17 protein-coding genes are annotated in these 21,229 nt (G+C 70.9%); 9 read left to right on the top strand and 8 right to left on the bottom strand.

The features are described from left to right. Positions 1-101 precede the first annotated feature (101 nt). Positions 102-1,361, top strand: a complete 1,260-nt coding sequence (locus VIP82_RS14470) for a sensor histidine kinase (RefSeq protein ID WP_331909804.1) — start codon at positions 102-104, stop codon at positions 1,359-1,361. Further along, a complete protein-coding gene (locus VIP82_RS14465) occupies positions 1,358-2,041 on the top strand; it encodes a response regulator (RefSeq protein WP_331909802.1) in 684 nt (227 codons plus the stop codon). The genes VIP82_RS14470 and VIP82_RS14465 overlap by 4 nt, the downstream gene beginning before the upstream one ends. Positions 2,042-2,081: 40 nt before the next feature. Here the strand turns inward: VIP82_RS14465 and VIP82_RS14460 are convergent, their stop codons facing one another. Continuing rightward, positions 2,082-4,055: a glycosyltransferase gene (locus tag VIP82_RS14460; RefSeq protein WP_331909800.1), complete on the bottom strand. Its 1,974-nt coding sequence runs from the start codon at positions 4,053-4,055 to the stop codon at positions 2,082-2,084. Positions 4,056-4,194: 139 nt separating this feature from the next. Here VIP82_RS14460 and VIP82_RS14455 point away from each other — a divergent pair, with 139 nt between their 5' ends. Together VIP82_RS14455 and VIP82_RS14450 are read left to right on the top strand one after the other, a co-directional pair. Further along, entirely contained in the window at positions 4,195-4,860 is a 666-nt protein-coding gene (locus VIP82_RS14455) for a DedA family protein (RefSeq protein WP_331909798.1), read from the top strand. Further along, positions 4,841-5,680: a DNA/RNA non-specific endonuclease gene (locus tag VIP82_RS14450; RefSeq protein ID WP_331909796.1), complete on the top strand. Its 840-nt coding sequence runs from the start codon at positions 4,841-4,843 to the stop codon at positions 5,678-5,680. The genes VIP82_RS14455 and VIP82_RS14450 overlap by 20 nt, the downstream gene beginning before the upstream one ends. Before the next feature lie 12 nt (positions 5,681-5,692). Here the strand turns inward: VIP82_RS14450 and VIP82_RS14445 are convergent, their stop codons facing one another. The 4 genes from VIP82_RS14445 to VIP82_RS14430 form a co-directional block, all read right to left on the bottom strand. Continuing rightward, the gene (locus tag VIP82_RS14445) at positions 5,693-6,337 is read right to left on the bottom strand and encodes an FMN reductase (protein WP_331909794.1); all 645 of its coding nucleotides are present in this window, start codon (positions 6,335-6,337) and stop codon (positions 5,693-5,695) included. A 1-nt stretch (position 6,338) separates the two neighbouring features. Further along, positions 6,339-7,538 carry an LLM class flavin-dependent oxidoreductase gene (locus VIP82_RS14440; RefSeq protein WP_331909927.1) on the bottom strand — a complete coding sequence of 400 codons (1,200 nt, stop codon included), beginning with the start codon at positions 7,536-7,538 and terminating at the stop codon, positions 6,339-6,341. A 178-nt stretch (positions 7,539-7,716) separates the two neighbouring features. Further along, entirely contained in the window at positions 7,717-9,486 is a 1,770-nt protein-coding gene (locus VIP82_RS14435; protein ID WP_331909792.1) for a glycoside hydrolase family 13 protein, read from the bottom strand. A gap of 39 nt (positions 9,487-9,525) precedes the next feature. After that, a complete protein-coding gene (locus tag VIP82_RS14430; RefSeq protein ID WP_331909790.1) occupies positions 9,526-10,641 on the bottom strand; it encodes an ROK family protein in 1,116 nt (371 codons plus the stop codon). A 125-nt stretch (positions 10,642-10,766) separates the two neighbouring features. Between VIP82_RS14430 and VIP82_RS14425 the strand changes: the two genes are divergently transcribed. The 4 genes from VIP82_RS14425 to VIP82_RS14410 are packed head-to-tail and all read left to right on the top strand — an operon-like array spanning position 10,767 to position 16,112. Continuing rightward, complete coding sequence (locus tag VIP82_RS14425) at positions 10,767-12,935, top strand: alpha-galactosidase (RefSeq protein ID WP_331909788.1); 2,169 nt, start codon at positions 10,767-10,769, stop codon at positions 12,933-12,935. Positions 12,936-12,971: 36 nt separating this feature from the next. Then, the gene (locus tag VIP82_RS14420; RefSeq protein WP_331909786.1) at positions 12,972-14,258 is read left to right on the top strand and encodes an ABC transporter substrate-binding protein; all 1,287 of its coding nucleotides are present in this window, start codon (positions 12,972-12,974) and stop codon (positions 14,256-14,258) included. 1 nt (position 14,259) lies between these two features. Then, a complete protein-coding gene (locus VIP82_RS14415; RefSeq protein ID WP_331909784.1) occupies positions 14,260-15,195 on the top strand; it encodes a carbohydrate ABC transporter permease in 936 nt (311 codons plus the stop codon). Further along, a complete protein-coding gene (locus VIP82_RS14410) occupies positions 15,195-16,112 on the top strand; it encodes a carbohydrate ABC transporter permease (RefSeq protein ID WP_414684680.1) in 918 nt (305 codons plus the stop codon). Before VIP82_RS14415 ends, VIP82_RS14410 begins: the two co-directional genes overlap by 1 nt. Positions 16,113-16,152: 40 nt before the next feature. On the opposite strand, the gene VIP82_RS14405 is transcribed toward VIP82_RS14410, so the two are convergent. Further along, positions 16,153-17,034 (bottom strand): alpha/beta fold hydrolase, encoded by an 882-nt coding sequence (locus VIP82_RS14405; protein ID WP_331909780.1) that lies wholly within the window; start codon positions 17,032-17,034, stop codon positions 16,153-16,155. A gap of 13 nt (positions 17,035-17,047) precedes the next feature. Further along, positions 17,048-18,634, bottom strand: a complete 1,587-nt coding sequence (locus tag VIP82_RS14400; protein ID WP_331909778.1) for a carboxylesterase/lipase family protein — start codon at positions 18,632-18,634, stop codon at positions 17,048-17,050. A gap of 131 nt (positions 18,635-18,765) precedes the next feature. Here VIP82_RS14400 and VIP82_RS14395 point away from each other — a divergent pair, with 131 nt between their 5' ends. Beyond that, positions 18,766-19,941 (top strand): acyltransferase family protein, encoded by a 1,176-nt coding sequence (locus tag VIP82_RS14395; RefSeq protein WP_331909776.1) that lies wholly within the window; start codon positions 18,766-18,768, stop codon positions 19,939-19,941. Positions 19,942-20,007: 66 nt separating this feature from the next. Here the strand turns inward: VIP82_RS14395 and efeB are convergent. Further along, the coding region (gene efeB, locus VIP82_RS14390) for an iron uptake transporter deferrochelatase/peroxidase subunit (RefSeq protein ID WP_331909774.1) at positions 20,008-21,229 on the bottom strand (1,222 nt) is incomplete at its 5' end.

The following is a 21,229-nucleotide window of genomic DNA, read 5'->3' as shown; positions in this document are numbered from 1 at the left end:
GGTCCGAGCGGTGAGTTGTGGTCGTATTGGTCGCGGAATCGCGGGCCCGCGATGGACGCCGGCGGGAGAGGATGGAGCGAGCACAGCCACGAGGAGGTCGCATGCGCGCAGACGCTCGCCGTGTCAGCGCGGCATCGCTGGTCTTCGTCGCCGTGGCGGCCGCCGTCGTCGTCCTCGTCGCACTGCTCGCGGTGCTCCTCGTCCTCGATGCCCAGCGCTCCGCGCGGGCGGAGGCTGAAGAGGTGACGCGCGGGGTCGCGACGTCGATCGCCGTCGCCCCGTCCGTGGCGGACGCTCTCGCCGCTGACGATGCGACGGGCGTCCTGCAGCCGTTCGCCGAGGGCATCATGGCCGGCGCGGGCGTGGACTTCGTCACGATCATGACGCCCGACGGCATCCGTGTCACCCACCGCGATCCGGCCGAGATCGGACGCGCGTATCTCGGAACGATCCCGACGGAGCCCGTGCCGCTGACCGAGGAGTTCGCGGGCACGCTCGGTCCGTCGGTGCGGACCATCGTGCCGATCGAAGCCGGCGGCGTCGTCGTCGGCTGGGTGTCGGTGGGCCGGACCGTGGGCAGCATCGCGTCCGACCTCCTCCCCCGGCTTCCGTTCGTCATCGTGATCGTGCTCGCGGTGCTCGTGGCCGGCCTCGCGGGCGCTCTCCTCGCCCGGCGCACCACACGCCGGCTGGCGGGAGACCTGCCGGCCGGCAGCATCCGCGACGCCGTCGCGTCGTACGAGTCGATGCGCACCCTGGGCGAGGCGCTGCGGGCGCAGACGCACGAGCACGGCAACCGCATGCACACCGCCGTGTCGCTGCTCGAGCTCGGCCGCACACGGGAGGCGATCGAGATCCTCACCGAGACGTCGCGCCAGAGTCAGGCGCTGGTCGACCAGGTCGCCGCGCGCCGCGACGGCGACCCGACGGTGGGCGCGCTGCTGCTGGGCAAGGCGGCGCAGGCACGCGAGCACGGTGTCGAGTGGAGCGCCGAGATCGACCCCGCGGCCCCGCGCAGCGTGCTCTCGCCCGTGGACGCCGTCTCGGTGGTCGGCAACCTCATCGACAACGCGCTGGATGCCGCGGCCTCGGGTGAGCCGCCGCGCTGGGTGCGCATCGCCTTCGAGCCGGCCGCGCCCGGCGCGCTCCGGATCGTGGTGGCCGACAGCGGGTCCGGCATCCCGGACGATCTGCGCGAGCGGGTGTTCGAGCACGGGTTCTCGACCAAGCCGGCGGGCGCGGACGGGCGCGGCGTCGGCCTGGCTCTCGTGCGGTCGATCGTCGAGGACGCGGGCGGGAGCATCTCGGTCGACTCGGCTCCGACGACGTTCACGGCCGTGCTCCCCGCGAGGCAGCCGTGATCGGGGTGCTGCTCGTCGACGACGACGCGCTGACGCTCGAGCTGCATCGCACCTACGTCGAGCGGCTCGACGGGTTCCGCGTAACTGCGGAGTGCGCGGGCGCCCGGGCGGCCGTCGCCGCCATCCTCGGTCGGGCTGCGGACATCGATCTCGTGCTTCTGGACATCACGATGCCCGACGGCACCGGACTCGACGTCCTGCGACAGATCCGCGCGCGGGCGTCCGATGTCGACGTCATCGCGGTCACCGGCGTCCGCGACGCCGAGGTGGTGCGCCAGATGGTCAGCCTGGGGGTCTCGCAGTACCTGGTCAAGCCGTTCACGTTCGGGATCTTCCGCGAGCGCCTCGAGCAGTACCGCGAGTATCGCCGGCGGGCGGCGGACGCGGCGGGCTCGCCGACGCAGTCGGAGATCGACGCACTGCTCGGCGCGTTCCGTCCCGCGCTGCCGGTGGCCCTCCCCAAGGGACTGGCAGGAGACACCCTCGCGAGGGTGACGGCCGATGTGCGGGAGCACGGACCGGTGTCGGCCGGGGAGTCCGCCGCGCGGCTCGGGATGTCGCGCGTCGCCGCACGCCGCTACCTCGAGCACCTGGTCGAGGCCGGCCGCGTGAGCCGTTCGCCGCGCTACGGCACCCCGGGCCGGCCCGAGTCGGAGTACGCCTGGCGCGACGGCGCCTGACGCCGGAGCGGTGCCGGCGCTGACGCTGCAGCGAGGGCCGTCACGTGGTCCGGCTGCGGGAACGCACCTCGCCGCCCCCGCGGATGACGACGTACCCGCTGTGCTTCGGCGCGACGCCGTCGCCTGCCGTGCGTCCCCTCAGGCGGCGCCATGCCCAGGGCAGGACGTCGCGGCTCAGCCACGTGCCCTGGGCAATGGGGTCGTCGTCGGCGTGCAGCGCGGCGTCGAGTCCGCCGAGGGCCTCGGCGTCGCGGACACCGAGGGTCTCGGCCGCGCGATAGGCCAGGAACCGGTGTCCTCGCGAGCGCAGGTGCACCCGGTCGGATGCCCAGAGGTCGAGGTCTCCGATGGCGGGGATCGCGTCGAGGTCGAGCAGCAGGGCGCCGGTGCCCGCGGCGATCCGCCGGAGCTCGGAGGCGAATGCGGCGAACCTGCGCTCGAACATCACCGCCGCACGTCGATGCGGAAGGAACGGCGTGACGAGGAGGACGTCGATGCCGGCATCCCGCAGCGTGCGGACGGACGCCTCGAGCTCCGCCGCGAGCCGGGCGATGTCGACACGCCGGCCGACGAGATCGTTGGCACCCATCAGGATCGACACGAGGTCCGGGCGCAGCGACAGCGCCTGCGGAAGCTGCTCGGTCGTGAGGTCGCGCACCCGGCGACTGCGCACCGCCAGATTCGCGTAGTGGAACGGCGCCGCGCCGGTCGCCTCGTGCGCGAGCAGCTGCGCCAGACGATCCGCCCAGCCGCGGTACTGCCCCGCCGGCATCCGGGATGTGTCGCAGAGTCCCTCGGTGAGCGAGTCGCCGAGCGCCACGTACCGCGACCATTGCGGCCGCCCCGCGGGCACGCCAGAGGGCGACGAGGGCCGGATGCCGGCACGCCGGCGCTGCGCGTCGTCGAGGGGGCGCAGCACACGTGCGTCCTCGTAGTGGGCGACGAGCTGGCGGCACACGGCATCCCACGAACGGTCGCGCACCGAATCGCGGGCAGCCGCTGCGAAAGCGCGGCGCTTGCCCGCGTCGCCGGTGAGGTCGGCGACGCGGGCGCGGAGGTCGCGCAGATCGCCGGGGCGGTAGAGCCAGCCGTCGACGCTCGATCGCACCAGGTCGACGGGCCCGCCGACGCCCGTCGCCACCACCGGCACGCCGCTGGCGAGCGCCTCCTGGATCGTCTGGCCGAACGTCTCGCTCTCACCCGGGTGCACGAACACGTCGAAGCTCGCGAGCGCCTCGGCGAGCGCGCTGCCGGCGAGGTGACCGGTGAACGCCGCTCCGGGCAGCGCCCGCTCGAGCGCGGGGCGCGCCGGGCCGTCGCCGACGATCACCAGGCGCGTGCCGTCGATGCCGGCGAGGGCGGCGAGGTCCTCGACCTGCTTCTCGGGGGCGAGGCGGCCGACATAGCCCACGATCGTGCTGGCGGGGGCGACGCGCGTTCGCCATGCCTCGCTCCGCCGCTCCGGGCCGAAGCGGGCGGTGTCGACGCCGCGTCCCCATCGACGCAGCCTGTCGACGCCGAGGGCCTCGAGCTGCTGCAGAGACGCCGTCGACGGAGCCAGCGTGAGGGTGGCGCGCCGGTGCAGACGCGCGACGTGGCGTCCGACGAGCGCCGCGGCCTGCGGCATCCCGTACTTCTCGGCGTACGCGACGACGTCGGTCTGATACACCGCGACCGTCGGCACGCGCAGCGCGTCGGCGGCGGCGAGGCCTTGCCAGCCCAGCACGAACGGCGACGCCAGGTGCACGACGTCGGGCCGGAACTGGCGGAGGATCGCCGTCAGGCGCGCGGCCCGCGCGAAGACGATGCGCACCTCGGGGTACGACGGCAGCGGCGTCGACCGCAGCAGCTCGGTGCGCGCGCCGTGGAGATCGGTGGTGATCTCGCCGGCGCGCGGCGCGATGACGAGGGTCTCGTGGCCTTCGGCGGCGAGATGACGCAGGACGTGGAGCACCGACCCCGTCACCCCGTTCATGTGGGGCAGGAACGATTCGGCGAGCAGTGCGACTCTCACGCCTCCAGGGTGACGGCGCGGAGAGCGGCGCATGCCGCGAACCGGCGGATGCACGGAAGTGTTCACCCGATGCACCTCGGCAGGCCACCGGACGTGCCCCGTTCCGTCGCCGTTCACCGCGCCGGACTACCAAGGAGACGTGGTCGAGGAGCTGCTGACCGAGGTCGCGCGAAGTCCGTGGGCGCTCGTCGTGCTGTTCGCGCTTGTGCTGGGCGACGCCTTCCTCGTGGTGATCCCGGGCGAGGCGGCGGTGACGGCGTTCGGTGCCCTCTCGGTGTCGGGCGGCGAGCCGCCGCTGGGCGCGGTCATCGCCGTCGCCACCGTCGCCGCGATCGCCGGTGACGCCGCCTGCTATCTGGTCGGGCGCACGATCGGACTCGACCGGTGGCGCTGGATGCAGGCACCGCGCGTGCGTGCCGCGCTGACGTGGGCGCAGGCGCGCCTCGAGCAGCGGACGGCGCTCGTGCTGTTCACCGCGCGCTTCATCCCGTTCGCCCGCCTCGCGGTCAACCTCGCTGCGGGGGCGACCCGGATCGGCGCGGTGCGGTATCTCGCCGTCGATGCGCTGGCGGCGTCCCTGTGGGCGCTGTACCAGGCGCTCATCGGTGCGGCCGTGGCGGCGCTGCTGCCCGGCGGTCCGGTGGTCGCCGTCGTCGTGTCGATCGTCGTGGCCGTCGGCATCGGCGTCGGCATCGATGCGGTGCTGGCGCGCCGGCTCCGGGGCACGCGCGCCGTGGGCGAGCTCCCGCCCGGCGACTGTCGGCGTGACCCGCCAGGATGGACCCGTGGCAGACGAGACCTTTGACGCATACGATGAGCGCTTCCTCGGCACCCCCCTCCCCCTCCCGCGGCCTTCCGCGGCGCGGGAGGTGCGCCTTCTGACTTACCCGCGCTTCACGATCCTGCTCGAGCCGCAGCGGCGCCTCGCGGTGGTGACGGCGGTGAACATCGACGGCTCCTCGCTGCACGATCTGCCGCGCACGGGCGAATGGGAGCTCGACTCCCGGGCGCCCGCGGCGGAACAGGCAGGCCCGGCCGTCTACGCATCGAACGACCTGGACCGCGGGCATCTGGTGCGCCGCAGGGATCCCGGTTGGGGCACGGTCGCACAGGCGCGGGAGGCGACAGAGGCGACCTTCGTCTATCCCAACGCGGCGCCGCAGGCCAGCGGCTTCAACCAGTCGAAGGAGCTGTGGCTCGGGCTCGAGGACCATGTACTGCGGTTCGCCGACACGACCGACGAACGGCTCAGCGTCTTCACTGCCCCGGTCCTCGCCGACGACGACCCGCCGTATCGAGGCATCCGCATCCCGCGCCGCTTCTTCAAGGTCGCCGCGTGGGCGACGGAGGACGGAGGGTCCTCGCCGCGCCTTGCGGCGGCCGGCTTCGTGCTCGACCAGTCGGAGCTCATCGACGTGACCCAGGGAGCTCTCGCGGTACCCTCCCTGGGCGCCTTCCGCACCTTCCAGGTCCCGATCGCCGACATCGAGACCCTGTCCGCCGTCGATCTCGGAGAGCTCGTCGACGCCGACGTCATGCCACCTGTCGGGCCCCGCGACACCACGGTGCGCGGAGAGGACGCATGGCGCCCCCTCCGCGCACCGGAGGACGTCTATCTCGGCTGAGGGTTCGCGGGGCTACTCCCCCGCGAGGCCGCCGAGCAGGTGGCCGAACGAGCGGCCCTCACCGAGATAGTTGTCGGGGTCGAACGGATCGGAGTCCGTCGCCGGCTCGCGCCGGGCGATCGCGTCGGCGAGCTCGCGCGCGCCGCGGTCGATCCGCTCGCCGAGGGGCGCGATGTTATCGGCCGACGCGCCCCAGTCGCTCGATGCCGCGAAGACGCCCGTCGAGACCGGCTCGGCGTGCAGGTACGTGAACAGCGGCCGGATCGCGTAGTCGATCGCGAGCGAGTGGCGGGCGGTGCCCGCGTTCGCGCCGATCAGCACGGGCTTGCCGGTGAGGGCATCGGGGTCGAGCACGTCGATGAACGACTTGAACAGCCCCGAGTAGCTCGTGGAGAAGATCGGCGTGACCGCGATGACCGCGTCGGCCGAGACGACCGCGTTGATGACCGACTCGAGGGCGGGCGGCGCGAACCCCGTCAGGAGGTTGTTCGTGATGTCGTGCGCATAGTCGCGCAGCTCGAACACGTCGACCTCGATCTCGATGCCGCGCTCGGAGAGCTGCTTCGCCGTCGCGGCGGCCAGCCGGTCGGCGAGCATGCGGGTCGAGGACGGGTTCGACAGACCTGCCGAGATCACGGCGATGCGGCGAGCGGTCATGTCACGCCTCCTTCCGGCCGAGGCCGAATGCGGCGCCCGCGGGCGCCGGGCTGTCCTGGTACGGGCTGGTTCCCACGAGGTTGTCACCGCGGTTCGCTCCGGGCACCGCCTGGCGCGGCGCCTGGTCGCCGTAGGCCGCGGCCACGAGGTTGGCGTGGGTCGGGGCATCCGGGACCTCCGGCGCGCGGTTCTTCTGCAGCTCCTTGCGCAGCACGGGGACGACCTCGCCGCCCAGGATGTCGAGCTGCTCGAGCACCGTCTTCAGCGGCAGGCCGGCGTGGTCCATGAGGAAGAGCTGGCGCTGGTAGTCGCCGTACGTCTCGCGCATGGCGGCGTAGCGGTCGATCACCTGCTGGGGCGAGCCCACGGTGAGGGGCGTCATCTCGCTGAAGTCCTCGAGCGACGGGCCGTGGCCGTAGACGGGCGCGTTGTCGAAGTACGGGCGGAACTGCGTCACCGCGTCCTGCGACTTCGCGGCCATGAACACCTGGCCGCCGAGGCCGACGATCGCCTGCTCGGGCGTGCCGTGACCGTAGTGCGCGTAGCGCTGGCGGTACAGCGCGATCAGGCGCTGGTAGTGCTCCTTGGGCCAGAAGATGTTGTTGGCGAAGAATCCGTCGCCGTAGTAGGCGGCCTGCTCCGCGATCTCGGGCGTGCGGATCGAGCCGTGCCAGACGAACGGGGCCACGCCGTCGAGCGGACGGGGGGTCGACGTGAAGCCCTGCAGGGGCGTGCGGAACTGGCCCTCCCAGTCGACAACGTCCTCACGCCACAGGCGGTGCAGCAGGTTGTAGTTCTCGATCGCGAGCGGCAGCCCCTGTCGGATGTCCTTGCCGAACCACGGGTACACCGGGCCGGTGTTGCCGCGTCCGATCATGAGGTCGGTGCGTCCGCCCGACACGTGCTGCAGCATCGCGTAGTCCTCGGCGATCTTCACCGGGTCGTTCGTGGTGATGAGCGTCGTCGCGGTCGACAGGATGAGGCGCTCGGTCTGCGCGGCGATGTACGCGAGCGTCGTGGTGGGTGACGAGGACCAGAACGGCGGGTTGTGGTGCTCGCCGAGGGCGAAGACGTCCAGGCCCACCTCCTCGGCGTGCTTGGCGATCTCGAGCGTCGCCCGGATCCTCTCCGCCTCACTGGGCGTGGTGCCGTCGGTCGGGTCCTGGGTGATGTCGCTCACCGTGAAGATGCCGAACTGCATTCCCGACCACGTGGTGCTCTCGCTCACGATCGCTTCTCCGCTCCCCTGACTCAGGGCTCCGTTCGCCGTGCGGGATCTCCGTCGCGGACGAATCTATGCAAATGAATGTATCTCGTGTAACGCGTGCCCTCAAAGGTTATTCCCGAACGGATGCCGTGACCTCCGACATCCGCTCGATTCACGGCTCGCCGCGCATCGGCCCGTGCGCTGCACGCAGCACGACGGCCTCCCATGGCCGCAGCGTCATCACGCCCGACGCCACCGGCGGCCGGTCGTCGTAGTTGCCGATCACGAGTTCCGCGGACGCCGGATCGACCCCGTCGACGTCGATGTCCTGCGGATCCCCCGAGAAGTTGCCGGCGACGAAAAGGGTCGGACCGCCGCCCGAGCGCGTGAACGCGTAGACGCGGGGGTGATCGGGCGCGACCAGGGCGAAGTCGCCGAGCCGCACCACCGGGTCGTCGTGCCGGAGGGCGATGAGACGGCGGTAGTGGTGGAACACCGATGCCTGATCCGCACGCTCAGCCTCCGCGTTGACCGTCGCGTGATTCGGGTTCACCCCGATCCACGGCGTGCCGGTCGTGAAGCCCGCTGACGCTGTCGCATCCCACTGCACCGGGGTTCGAGAGTTGTCGCGGCTGCCCGATCCGAGCGCCGCCACGAGCTGCTCGTCGGTGAGCCGCCCGTGGGCACGGGCTTCGGCGGCGAACCGGAGCGACTCGATGTCGCGATAGTCCGACAGGTCGCGGAAGTGCGCGTTCGTCATCCCGAGCTCCTCGCCCTGGTACACGTACGGCGTGCCGCGGTGCAGATGCAGCACGGTCGCGAGCATCGTCGCGGACTCCCGCCGATACGCGCCGTCGTCGCCGAACCGCGAGACGCTGCGGGGCTGGTCGTGGTTCTCCCAGTACAGCGAGTTCCAGCCGGCGTGGAACAGCCCGTGCTGCCAGCGCGCCATCGTCGCCTTCAGCTCGCGCAGGTCGAGCGGGTGCAGGTCGAAACGCCCACCGGGGCCGTGATCGATGTGGACGTGCTCGAACGTGAACACCATGTCGAGCTCCTGGCGGGAAGGATCCGTGAACAGGCGGCCGTCCTCGACGGTGGCGCCGGGCGTCTCCCCCACCAGCAGCAGGCCCTCCCGACGGCCTTCGAACACCTCGCGGTGCATCTCCTGCAGGAACTCGTGGAGGCGCGGGCCGTTGACCGTCTGCAGGCGGCTGTCGCCGAACCGCCCGTCGACGACCACGCCGTCGGCGAGCGATCCGTCCGCGCCGACCACTTTCGAGACGAGGTTGATCACGTCCATGCGGAAGCCGTCGACGCCGCGGTCGAGCCACCAGCGCATCATGTCGTAGACCGCCGCGCGGACGGCCGGGTTCTCCCAGTTGAGGTCGGGCTGCTTGCGGCTGAACAGGTGGAGGTAGTACTCCGCCGTCGACTCGTCGAGCTCCCAGGCAGGCCCCGAGAAGGCGGAGGCCCAGTTCGTCGGCTCGGCGCCGGGGGTTCCGGCCTCCATGCCCTCGCGCGGGGGTCGCCACCAGTACCAATCGCGGCGGGGAGAGTCCCGCGAGGACCGGGACTCGACGAACCACGGATGCTCGTCGCTCGTGTGATTGACCACCAGATCCATCACGACGCGGATGCCGCGCTCGTGCAGTGCGGCAATGACCTCGTCCAGGTCGCCCAGTGTGCCGAACAGCGGGTCGACGTCGCGGTAGTCGCTGATGTCGTAGCCGTTGTCGTCCTGCGGGCTCCGGTAGATCGGCGAGAACCACACCACGTCCACGCCGAGTTCCACGAGGTGGTCGATGCGCCGCAGCACACCGCGCAGGTCGCCGATGCCGTCGCCGTCGGAGTCCTGGAACGACCGCGGGTAGATCTGGTAGACGACGGAGCCGGTCCACCAGGCGGGCGGGTCGGCGGGAGCGCTGTCTGCGGATGGGGTCATGGGGTCGAGGCTCATGAGGGCGTCCTGGTCGGTGAGGATTCAGTCGAGCCGAAGCCGATCGACGGCGGCTTGGATGGAGACGGCGGCGGCACCACGGGCCCACGCCGTGAATCCGGAGTCGTCGACGTAGAGGCGCACCTGCTCGGCGCGGGGATCGCGGCCGGCGGCGATGGCCGCGCGCACGCGGTCCTCGGCGATCGCGAAGAGCCCGATGCCCTCGCCGGCGAGCACCGCGGCGGTCTGGAAGGTCAGATTCGCCGCCAGCGCGATCAGGCGGCCGAGCGCATCAGCCGCGGAGTCCACGACCGCGGCTGCCGCCGGCTCGCCGGCCACGGCTCGTTCGAGGGCCTCGTCGTACGTGACGGGGCGCTGCAGCGCGGCCGAGACCTGCGCCGCGATCGAGCCCGATGTGAGCATGGCCTGCGAACAGCCTCGGTGCCCTGCTTGGCACAGCGGACCGTTGTCGTTCAGCGGGATGTGTCCGCCCAGCCCGAGGCCCGCCTCGGCCGAGCGCACGACCTCGCCGCCCACGACGAGACCGTAGCCGACGCCCGCGCCGATCGTCAGGACGACGAAACCGGGGATGCCGCGGCCGAGGCCGAACCACCGCTCCGCCTCGGCGAGCGCGACGAGATCGTTCTCGAGCGCGACCGGAACACCCAGTTCCTGCTCCAGAAGGGAAGCGAAGGGAACGTCCTCCCACTCCAGGAACGGCGCGTAGCGCACGGTGCCGTCATCGACGGCACCGCCCAACGCGACGCCGACGCCGACCAGCGCCTCGACCTCGAGCGACCGGATCACCTCGGCGATCCGCGAGGCGACCCCGGTCGGCTCATGGGTGCCGAGCGCGGCGGTGCGGTGGGCGAGCAGTGCGGCGCGCACGTCGGTCACGACCACCTCGAGGGCGTCGCCGGTGACCTTGACGCCGGCGAAACGTCCGAGCCCCGGTGCGACGTCGAGCGGCCGAACGGGCCGCCCGACCGACCCGTCCGCGAGATCGTCGAGCTCGACGAGGTAGCCGCGGTCGAGGAACGGCTTGGCCAGCCGGGTCAGGCTCGCCGGCGACAGGCCCAGGCGGTTCGTGAGCGCGCTGCGCGCGATGGGTCCGTGGATGAGCACCGCTCGCGCAAGCGCACGTTCGCTGTCCGTCAGCATCGTCGGCGGCTCCCCTCCCGGCGGGCAATGGTTTCATCTTGGCACGAATAGGGCGAGTTCAGCACGCAATCCTCGCTGATTACCACTCTTGCCCCTGTTATTACTTCCATGCTAGAACTAACTCCATGCACAGGACCGACCAGCTGCTCGACGCCGAGCACACCGCTCCTCCCTCGGACGCGCGCGTGCTCCACCTCACGCGCGGCGGCACGAGCGTCGTCATCGACCTCGATGCTGCCCCCGCGCCCGCGATCGTCCACTGGGGCGCTGCGCTCGGGGATTCCACACCGGCCACGCTCTCGGGGCTCGCGATCGCGGCGCGCGGCCAGCGCGTCTCCGGCGGCCTCGACGCCACGCCCGCTCTGACGCTCCTGCCCACGGGCGCCGAGGGGTGGTTCGGCTCACCCGCTCTCGAGGGGCACCGCGACGGCTCGGGGGTCAGCCTTGTCTTCACGATCGCCGACGTGCAGGCAGGCGAGCACCGGGCGAGCATCGCCCTCGCCGACGCGGAGGCCGGTCTCGCGGTGCGGGCCGAGCTGCGCATCGGCCCGAGCGGCCTCTTCCACCAGCGCCTCACCGTGCGCAACACCGGCGCCACCCCCTACGTCCTGCAGACGACGCAGCCGACCTTCCCCCTCCCCTGGGACGCGACCGAGATCCTCGACACGACCGGGCATCACCTGCGCGAGCGCTCGCCGCAGCGGCGAGCGCTCACTTTCGGCTCCCACGTCCGAGAGAGCCGCCGTGGCCGGACTGGTGCGGACGCCGCGATCCTCCTCGCCGCAGGCCGCCCGGGCTTCGGCTTCGAGCGAGGGCGCGTGCACGGCATCCACGTCGCGTGGAGTGGAAACCACCGCGTCCTCGCGGAACGCACCGTGAGCGGCGACGCCTTCCTCGCCGGCGGCGAACTTCTCCTGCCCGGCGAGATCGTCCTGCAGAGCGGGGCGGCGTACAGCTCGCCCTGGGTCATCGGATCGTGGGGCGATGGCCTGACCGACCTCTCCCAGCGCTTCCACGACGAGTGGCGCGCGCGCCCGCAGCACCCGCGACGCCCGCGCCCCGTCACGCTCAACACGTGGGAGGCCGTCTACTTCGACCACTCGCTCGCCCGGCTCACGGCCCTCGCCGACGCCGCGGCATCCGTCGGCGTCGAACGGTTCGTGCTCGACGACGGCTGGTTCGAAGGCCGCCGCGACGACACCGCCGGCCTCGGCGACTGGACCGTGGACGGGGATGTCTGGCCCGACGGCCTGCACCCGCTCGTCGATCACGTCCGCACCCTCGGCATGGAGTTCGGGCTCTGGGTCGAGCCCGAGATGGTCAACCCCGACAGCGACCTCGCCCGCCGGCATCCGGACTGGATCCTGCGGGGACGGATGTCGCTGCCGCCGTCCGCGCGGCAGCAGCAGGTGCTCGACCTCTCACACCCCGAGGCCTACGCCCACATCGCCGCACGCCTTCACGCCCTCCTCGACGAGTACCCGATCGCGTATCTCAAATGGGACCACAACCGCGATCTGGTGGATGCCGCCAGCGGACCGGCCGGAAACGCGCGCGTGCACGAGCACACCCTCGCGGTCTACCGTCTGCTCGACGAGCTGAAGGCCGCGCATCCCGGCCTCGAGATCGAGAGCTGCGCGTCGGGCGGTGCGCGCGTGGATCTCGGCATCCTCGATCGCACCGACCGCGTCTGGACCAGTGACAGCCTCGACCCGCTGGAGCGGCTCGAGAACCAGAGGCACACCGGCATCGTCGTGCCGCCCGAGATGCTGGGCATGCACCTGACGAGCCCCGTCGTCCACTCGTCGGGGCGCACGGTCTCGCTCGGCCTGAGCGGAGCGGTCGCACTGTTCGGCCACTTCGGCATCGAGTGGGATCTCACGACGCTCGACGACGCCACGCGCGCCGACATCGCGGAGTGGGTGGCGCTCGCGAAGCGCCTGCGTCCGCTCATCGCATCGGGCCGCGTCGTCCACGTCGACGGCACCGAGCCGGGCATCGATGTGCGGGGCATGGTCGCGCCGGATGCGGCATCCGCCGTCTTCACGATCGTGCAGACGGCGACCGGCGCCGCCTACCCGCCGGGACGGATCCGCATGCCCGGGCTCGACCCGGCACGCAGGTACCGCCTTCGCGTGCTGATGCGCGACGGCGCCGACGCCGGGCAGTCGCCGCTCGCCTGGGCCGACACGGCGCCCCTGCTGACAGGTCGCGAGCTCGCCGAGGCGGGCGTCCGCGCGCCCGTGCAGCGCCCGCAGCAGGCGATGGTCGTCGAACTCACCGCCGAGAACTGAACACCCCCACCGACCCCACGCGCAAGGAGGCGCACGATGAGAACAACTCACCGACGATGGATCAGGCCGCTCGCGGTCGTGGCCATCGCCGCAACGGCGGCCGCTGTCGGCGGCTGCGCACAAGAGCCGGCCGACGGCGTCACGACTCTGAACTTCTTCCAGTTCAAGGGCGAGGCGCTCGAGGTCTTCAACGAGATCATCGCTGACTTCGAGGCGGAGAACCCCGACATCCGCGTCGTGCAGAACCAGGTGGCGGACGCGGACACCGCGATCCGGACGCTCCTGGTGAAGGATCGCGTCCCCGACGTCATCACCCTCAACGCCAACGGCAACTTCGGCCGGCTGGCCCAAGCCGGAGTCTTCTACGACTTCTCGGACGAACCGGTGCTCGACACGATCAACCCGGCCGTACAGGCGATCCTCGCCGACCTCGGCACCTACGGCGACGAGGTGAACGGTCTCGGCTACGTGAACAACGCCAACGGGATCATCTACAACCAGGACATCTTCGACGAGCAGGGTCTCGAGGTCCCGCAGACATGGGACGAGCTCATCGCGGTCTGCGATGCGCTCGTGGATGCCGGCATCCAGCCGTTCTACGGAACCCTGGCCGACTCGTGGACCGGCATCCCCTCATGGAACGCCCTCGGCGCCTACCCCGCGCAGGACGGCTTCTTCGACAAGATGCGCGAGGAGGGCGCTGACGTGGGCCCGGATTCCGAGGTGTCGTTCGAGAAGGACTTCGCCGAGGCGATGGAGCAGCAGTACCAGCTCTACTCGTACATGCAGGAGGGCTATCGCGGAAAGACGTACGACGACGGCAACGCGGCGTTCGCGCGCGGCGAGTCGGCGATGCTGCTGCAGGGCATCTGGGCCACCAACCCGATCAAGCAGGTGAACCCCGACATCCGGATGGGGATCTTCCCCTACCCCACCGACGAGGCTGGCGAGAGCCTGCTCGTCTCGGGCGTCGATGTGGTGTTCACGCTCGGCAAGGACAACCCCAAGCACGATGCGGCGATGCGATTCATCGACTACGTGTTCCAGCCCGACGTGATCGAGCGCTTCGCAGAATCGCAGAACATGGTGCCCTCGGTCGAGGGCGCCGAGCTCAGCGACGATCCCGCACTGCAGTCCGTGCGGCCCTTCTTCGAAGACCAGCGGATCACCGGCTTCATCGACCACCAGATCCCGCCGGCGGTCCCGCTGATCCCCACCGATCAGCAGTTCCTCTTCGACGGAGACGCCGAGAAGGCGCTGCAGACCCTCGACAGCGAGTGGGCCAAGGTGGCCGCCCGCACGATCCCCGTGACGGGAGAATGACATGGCTACCCTCACCGAAGCCGTCCGATCCACTCCGGCGGGAACGACCCGCCGACGTGCCATCCGCACGCGCACGGACTCGTCTCGCGCGCCCTCGACGTACTACTGGATGGTGTGGCCGGCGGTCATCGCGTTCGCAGCCTTCCACACCCTCCCGGTCGTCGTCGGCATCTTCTTCAGCTTCACGAACTACGCCGGCTACGGCGCCTGGAACTTCGTGGGCCTGTCGAACTACCTCAATCTGTTCCGCGACGATCGCGTCCTGCAGGCGTACGGGTTCTCGTTCCTGTTCGCGATCGTCGCCACGATCCTCACGAACGCGTTCTCGCTGGCCATCGCGCTCGGACTCAACGCCAAGATCAAGGCGCGCAACTTCTGGCGCGGCGTGTACTTCGTGCCGTACATCCTGGCGATCCTGGTGATCGGCTACGTGTTCCAGTTCTTCTTCTCGAACTCGCTGCCGAAGATCCTGTCGGGCATCCCGCTCTTCCGCGACAACATCCTGACCAACGAGACGTGGGCCTGGACCGCCATCGTCGCGCTGGCTGTGTGGCAGGCGTGCGCCTTCGCGATCATCATCTATCTGTCCGGGCTGCAGACGATCCCGGCGGAGCTCTACGAGGCGTCGTCTCTCGACGGCGCGTCGCCGTGGCGGCAGTTCCGCTCCATCACGTTCCCGCTCATCGGCGCCTTCTTCACCATCAATGTGGTGCTGAGCCTGAAGGGATTCCTGCAGGTCTTCGACCCGATCGTCGCGCTCACCAACGGCGGACCGGGAACATCGACCGAATCGGTGACGCTGCTCATCTTCCGGGGCGGCTTCTCGGGCGGCGAGTTCGCCTACCAGACGGCCAACGCGGTGATCTTCTTCATCGTGATCACGGTCGTCTCGCTCTTCCAATTCCGGGTCCTTCAGCGCAGAGAGGCCGATTTCTGATGACCACCATGACCAACACCGCATCGCAGCTCGAACAGGATGTGGATGCCGTCACGGCCAACGCCGGCCGCAAGCGCCGCGGCGAGCCCGACGACGACACCCGCAAGACCAACTGGTGGGCGACCGCCCTGATCGCGGTGTGCTCGCTCACCGTGCTGATCCCGCTGTACCTGGCGGTCGTCGTCGCCCTCAAGACCCCGGAGCAGCTGACGCAGGGCACCGGGTTCGAGCTTCCCAACCCGATCCGGTGGGAGAACTTCGCCGACGCGTGGGCGCGCACGAGCTTCCCGCAGGCGCTGCTGAACACGGCGATCATCACCGTCGGCTCGGTGGTCTTCACGCTGCTGACAAGCTCGATCGTGGCGTACGCCCTGGCCCGGAACATCCACCGGCCGTTCTTCAAGGGCGTGTTCTTCTACCTGCTCGCCGCGCTGTTCATCCCGTTCCCGATCATCATGCTGCCGCTGGTCAAGCAGACCTCGATCCTCGGGCTCGACAACCAGGCCGGCATGATCATCCTGTACACGATCTACGGGCTGTCGCTGAACATCTTCATCTACACGGCATACATCCGCTCGATCCCGATCGAACTCGAGGAGGCGGCGCGCGTCGACGGCGCCTCGACCTGGCGGATCTTCTGGTCGGTGATCTTCCCGCTGCTCATGCCGATGAACGCGACCGTCGGCATCATCACGTGCGTCTGGGCGTGGAACGACTTCATCATGCCGCTCGTCGTGCTGACCGAACCGTCCGCACGGACGCTCTCCCTTGCGCAGTACGTGTTCCAAGGGCAGTTCAACACGGACTACACCGTGGCGTTCGCGTCCTACCTCATGGCGATGGCACCGCTGCTGATCGTCTACATCTTCAGCCAGCGCTGGGTGATCTCGGGCGTCACGCGCGGCTCGATCAAGTGACGTCGGGAGCGGATGCCGCACGCGGCGGCATCCGCTCCCATCACTGCGCGTCGGCGAACAGCCGCAGCATGTCGCGCACGAGCTGGTGCGGCGCCGTCTCGCAGGGCGCATGCCCCGTCGGGTACGTCGCCACGCGTGCGCCGATGCGCAGCCCGTAGGCGTCGTGCTGCGCCTGCGGCCACAGGTCCTGCTCGCCGACGGCGATGAGCTTCGGGACGTCGACCGCGGCGACGTCGTCCGCGAAGTCGGGGGTGGTCATCATGAGGCCGACGACGTCGTCGATGCACGCGCGGCCGGTGACGCCGAGCCGCTCGCGCACGAACGCGATGCGCCCGGGGGGCGTCCGGTTGAGGTTGTAGCGGATGCCCCAGAGAATGAGCCCCGCCGCGCGGTGCGGCGACATGTCGGAGATGGGACCGATGTGCTTCACGCCGCGGAACACCTGGCCGGTCGCGGGCGGCGCCGCCATCAGAGTGAGGCTGCGGAAGAGATCGGGGCGCGCGACCAGGGCAAGCTCGGTCACCAGACCCGCGAAGCTGTAGCCGAGCACGTGCGCGGGTCCGCCCGCCTCGAGGATCGCGATGAGATCGTCGACGAACAGCGGGTAGTCGTAGGACTCGCGCGGCGGATCGAGGTGCTGCGGCCCGGCGTCCACCGACTCGTAGTGGCCGGCGATGTCGTATGCCTCGACCCGGTAACCGGCTGCCACGAGGAGCGGGAACAGCAGGATGAAGTCCTCCTTCGATCCCGCGACGCCGGGGACGAGCACGACCCGCGGCGCATCGGGGTCGCCGAGGCGAGCGCGTGCGAGGCCGCCGCTGGGAGCACGGAACACATCGCGCTCGGTGCCGGCGGGGAACACGTGCCAGTCGAGGTCGGGGAGGGCCTGGTCGCGCTCGAGCGCGTCGTCGATCGTCGTCATCGCGACTGTGAGACTACCCCTCGGGAAGACCGTCGAGCTCGTCCTGACGCGGCGCGTAGTCGATGTGGCCGCCGTCGGCATCGAACGCCTGCACCGGCCGGCGGCTCGACCAGGCCTCCCATCCCGGATCGCCGTCGACGACGAACGACACCCAGGCGCGGTGCATGGCGTCGGCGAGCGCCTGCGGACCGCCGTGGCCGCCCAGGGCCGCGGCATCGGGCGTGTCGATGCGGTCGAAGACGAAGCCGAGCTCCATCCCGTGGGCGGCGCCCAGACGGTCGACGGGGCTGCGCCACCGGAACTCGTAGACCCATGTCGGCGACGCGGGTGTCGGATCGAGCCCATCAGGCCGAGCCGAGTCGTCTGTCCGGCTGTCGGCGAACCGCGCGATCGGCCCGCGCAGGAGGACGTCGGTCACCACTTCTCCGAGCACCTCTCCCGGTGTCGCATCGGGCCGGCGGGCGCGGTGCGCCTTCACGATGCGCGAGGGCACCCGCGACGCGAGGCGGGCGAGGGCGAGCGTGCGATCGGTGATCCGGTCGAGCACTCCGCTGGGCACGAACCAGAGCCGGTACTCCTCGCTCGTGGAGCCGATCAGCACGGGGATGCCGCGGCCGGCGCCGGCGAGCAGGGCGTCGAGCGGGTTCTGGGGCACGGCGTCGCCTCCGGCGGCGAGCGCCACGCTGGGGCCGCGGCCGAGCGGAGAGCCGCCTGCGGCGATCGCCCGCTGCTGCACGACCAGCTCTTCGGCGGTCACCGCGGCGAAACCGACGCGCGTCGCGGAGATCTTCAGCCGCTTCGCGATCTCGCGCGTCATGCGTCCGGCCTTCTTCGGAGGCTGCGCGGCGAGCGGCCCGGACTGGAGGATCGCGCGGTCGAACAGCGCTTTCGCCTGCGGCAGGGCGAGCAGGGCGGTCAGGGTGTTGGCGCCCGCCGAGTGGCCCATGACCGTCACGTTCGCGGGGTCGCCGCCGAACGGGGCGATCTCGCGGCGGACCCAGCGCAGAGCCGCCTGCTGGTCGAGCACACCGAGGTTCTGCGGCACGTCGTCGAGCACCGCGAAGCCCTCCTGCCCGAGCCGGTACTGGATCGAGACGTACACGATGCCATGCCGTGCGAACGTCTGCCCGTCATAGGCCGGCAGTGCCGCCGCGCCGCGGGTGAGTGCGCCGCCGTGCACGAACACCAGCACCGGCAGCGCCGCATCGGCCGGCCGGTCGGCCGGCGTCCACACGTTCACGGTGAGGAAGTCGTCGCCCGCGATCTCGACGGTCGGCAGATACTTCTCGAGGCCGCCGCCATAGGGCGCCTGCGGAGCCGTCGGACCGAAGGCCGAGGCATCCCGCTCCCCCTCCCATGCCGGTGCGGGCTGCGGCTCGCGGAACCGGAGATCGCCGACCGGCGCGGCGGCGTACGGGATGCCGAGGAAGCGATCGAGCGCTGTCTCGCGGGTGCCGCGCACCAGACCGCCGCCGACCCGCACGACCGGACGAACGTCCTCCGGCGCGCCGGCCAAGGGATCGGTGGCCGCGGCGTCGGTGCGCCGGGGGGCGTCTTGCAGCGCCCGGGCGTCGGGCGCGGAGGGCATGGGCACCGTCATCGTGGTCTCCTCCTGGCGCACGTCGGCGGCGCAGCCGTACTCAGACTCAGCCCGCCTGGGACCCGGTGTCAAGCGAACGCGAAGCGGATCATCCCCGGCTAGTCTGGTCTGCGCCCCGGCGAGAGGTGACGATGACCGGCAGCAGCGTTCCCCCCACGACGACCACCCCGTCGGGGTCGATCGCCCGCCCGCGACGGCGCACGCCCTTCTGGGACAACGCCCGCTTCGCCTGCATCGTTCTGGTCGTGCTCGGCCACGCCGTGCAGCGCCTGACGTACGACTCCGACATCGCGCTGAGCCTCTACCTCGTCGTGTATGCGTTCCACATGCCGGCGTTCGCCGTGATCTCGGGCTACTTCTCCAAGTCGGATGCCCCCACGCGGACGCAGATGGCGCGCGTCATCACCGACATCCTGGTGCCGTACATCGTGTTCGAGGGACTCTGGACGCTGACGAAGTGGATCGTCGAGGGGCAGGCGAACCCCAACCTCACCGAGCCGTCGTGGACGCTGTGGTTCCTGCTGGCCCTGGGCATCTTCCGGGTCGTGCTCCCCTATCTCGCGCTGCTGCGCTGGCCGCTGCTGTGGACGGTCGTGATCTCGATCGGCGCCGGATACCTGCCCAACATCGACTCGACGTTCTCGCTGTCGCGCACCCTCGGTCTGCTGCCCTTCTTCACGCTGGGCTGGTGGCTGCGCGAGCACGATGTCGTCGCACGGCTGCGGCTGCTGGACCGCCGACCGTGGTGGGTGTTCGCCGGAGGCATCGGCCTGTTCGCCGTCGCCGCCTGGGCGGCGTGGTTCTTCGTCGACGACTGGCGCGCAATGAACCTGCGGGAGTGGCTCTTCTACGACGAGAACTACGCCTCCATCGGCGGCACCCAGTGGTGGGCCGGCGGCGTGCGCCTCGCGCTCATGATGGTGGCGGTGGTGCTGTCGACGGCATTCTTCGCGCTGCTTCCGCGCGACACCCACTGGTGGACGCACTTCGGCCAGTACACGATGTACGTCTACCTGCTGCACTCGTTCGTGCTGTACCCGTTCCGCGAGAACGGGCTGCTGCGCAACGCCGAGCCCACCTGGCTCTGGCTGCCGCTGGTCATCGTCGGCTCGGTGCTCATCGCGCTGGGGCTGGCGACGCGCCCGGTGCGCCGGGTCTTCCGCCCGCTCATCGAGCCGCGCCCGGCGTGGCTGTTCGCCGACCGCACGCTGGCACGACGCGAGGGCCGCCGCAGCGACCCCACGGGTTCTCGGAGGCCGCGCGACCAACCGCGGGGGCCCCGACCCGATCCCCGCCAGAACGGCTGAGCGGAAGGTTCGCGGCGCCGACGGCGGCCGGCCCGGCAATCGCTCCGGACGGGAATCGGGCGGTGCTCAGGCGAAAAGGGCCGCTCCGACGAAGGAACCGGGCTGCGCGCCCGCCGGAATCGCCCAGAGTCCCGAGCCGACGTGGCGGATGTACTCGTTCATCGTGTCGGTCGACAGCGACCGCTGCAGCCGCACGAACTGCTCGGGCGAACGCTGGTACGACAGGAAGAACAGCCCCGCGTCGAGGCGGCCGAGTTCGTTGTTGCCGTCGACGAAGTTGTAGCCGCGCCGCAGGATCCGGGTGCCGTCGTTCAGCTCGGGATGCGCGAGCCGGACGTGGCTCGTCGCCGCGATCGCCGGCTGGCCGCCCGCACCGGTGGCGTCGAAGTCGGGCTCGGTGAACTCGTCGCCACCCGACAGCGGCGACCCGACGCCCTTGGCGCGGCCGATGATCGACTCCTGCTCCGAGAGGCGCACGCGGTCCCACGTCTCGATCAGCATCGCGATCTTCCGCGCGACGAGGTACGAACCACCCGCCATCCATGCCGGCTCGTCCGCTGCGCCGACCCACACGTGGTCGGCCAACGCCGCGTCGTCGGTCGCGAGGATGTTCGCGGTGCCGTCCTTGAACCCGAAGAGGTTGCGCGGCGTCGCCTGTGCCGCCGTCGTGCGCGATGTGCGCCCGAAACCGAGCTGCGACCACCGCAGCCGCGCGCGCCCGAAGGCGATGCGACTGAGGTTGCGGATCGCGTGCACCGCGACCTGCGGATCGTCGGCGCAGGCCTGGATGCACAGGTCGCCGCCCGACAGCGCCGGGTCGAGGTCGTCGCCGAGGAACGCCGGCAGCTTCTCGAGCTGCGCCGGCCGTCGCGCCGCGAGCCCGTAGCGATCGCCTTCGTCGTTCTCGAACAGCGACGGGCCGAAGCCGAAGGTGATCGTGAGGCCGCTCGCCGCGAGCCCCAGCGCCTCGCCGGTGTCGTCCGGCGGGGCTTCGGGCGACCCGCCCACAGCCCCGGTCGCACTGACGTCGAGCCCTTGCGTCATGCGGGCCGCCGCGTACGACCAATCCTGCAGCAGCGTCACCAGGTCGTCGCGGTCGGTGCGCGCCATCATGTCGAACGACGCGAAATGCAGATGATCCTGGACGGGTGTCGTGATGCCGGCCTGATGCGCGCCGTAGTAGTCGTAGACGGACGCCACGGCATCCTGCTCCCGCGCACGCCCGACGGCGACACCCGCCGCCGCACCCGCCCCCGCGCCGAGCGCGAGGCCGGCGGCACCGGCCCCG

The sequence above is a fragment of the Microbacterium sp. genome (assembly GCF_036566905.1).
Lineage (GTDB): Bacteria > Actinomycetota > Actinomycetes > Actinomycetales > Microbacteriaceae > Microbacterium.
The sequence above is the reverse complement of the archived record's forward strand: the minus strand, read 5'-3'. Positions and strand labels throughout refer to the sequence as shown.

Bases quoted from the DNA above. Each gene is read 5' to 3' on its own strand.
- VIP82_RS14470 (WP_331909804.1), top strand. From the start codon at position 102: ATGCGCGCAGACGCTCGCCGTGTCAGCGCGGCATCGCTGGTCTTCGTC.
- VIP82_RS14445 (WP_331909794.1), bottom strand. From the start codon at position 6,337: ATGACCGCTCGCCGCATCGCCGTGATCTCGGCAGGTCTGTCGAACCCG.
- VIP82_RS14440 (WP_331909927.1), bottom strand. From the start codon at position 7,538: ATGCAGTTCGGCATCTTCACGGTGAGCGACATCACCCAGGACCCGACC.
- VIP82_RS14435 (WP_331909792.1), bottom strand. From the start codon at position 9,486: ATGACCCCATCCGCAGACAGCGCTCCCGCCGACCCGCCCGCCTGGTGG.
- VIP82_RS14430 (WP_331909790.1), bottom strand. From the start codon at position 10,641: ATGCTGACGGACAGCGAACGTGCGCTTGCGCGAGCGGTGCTCATCCAC.
- VIP82_RS14425 (WP_331909788.1), top strand. From the start codon at position 10,767: ATGCACAGGACCGACCAGCTGCTCGACGCCGAGCACACCGCTCCTCCC.
- VIP82_RS14420 (WP_331909786.1), top strand. From the start codon at position 12,972: ATGAGAACAACTCACCGACGATGGATCAGGCCGCTCGCGGTCGTGGCC.
- VIP82_RS14415 (WP_331909784.1), top strand. From the start codon at position 14,260: ATGGCTACCCTCACCGAAGCCGTCCGATCCACTCCGGCGGGAACGACC.
- VIP82_RS14410 (WP_414684680.1), top strand. From the start codon at position 15,195: ATGACCACCATGACCAACACCGCATCGCAGCTCGAACAGGATGTGGAT.
- VIP82_RS14405 (WP_331909780.1), bottom strand. From the start codon at position 17,034: ATGACGACGATCGACGACGCGCTCGAGCGCGACCAGGCCCTCCCCGAC.
- VIP82_RS14400 (WP_331909778.1), bottom strand. From the start codon at position 18,634: ATGACGGTGCCCATGCCCTCCGCGCCCGACGCCCGGGCGCTGCAAGAC.
- VIP82_RS14395 (WP_331909776.1), top strand. From the start codon at position 18,766: ATGACCGGCAGCAGCGTTCCCCCCACGACGACCACCCCGTCGGGGTCG.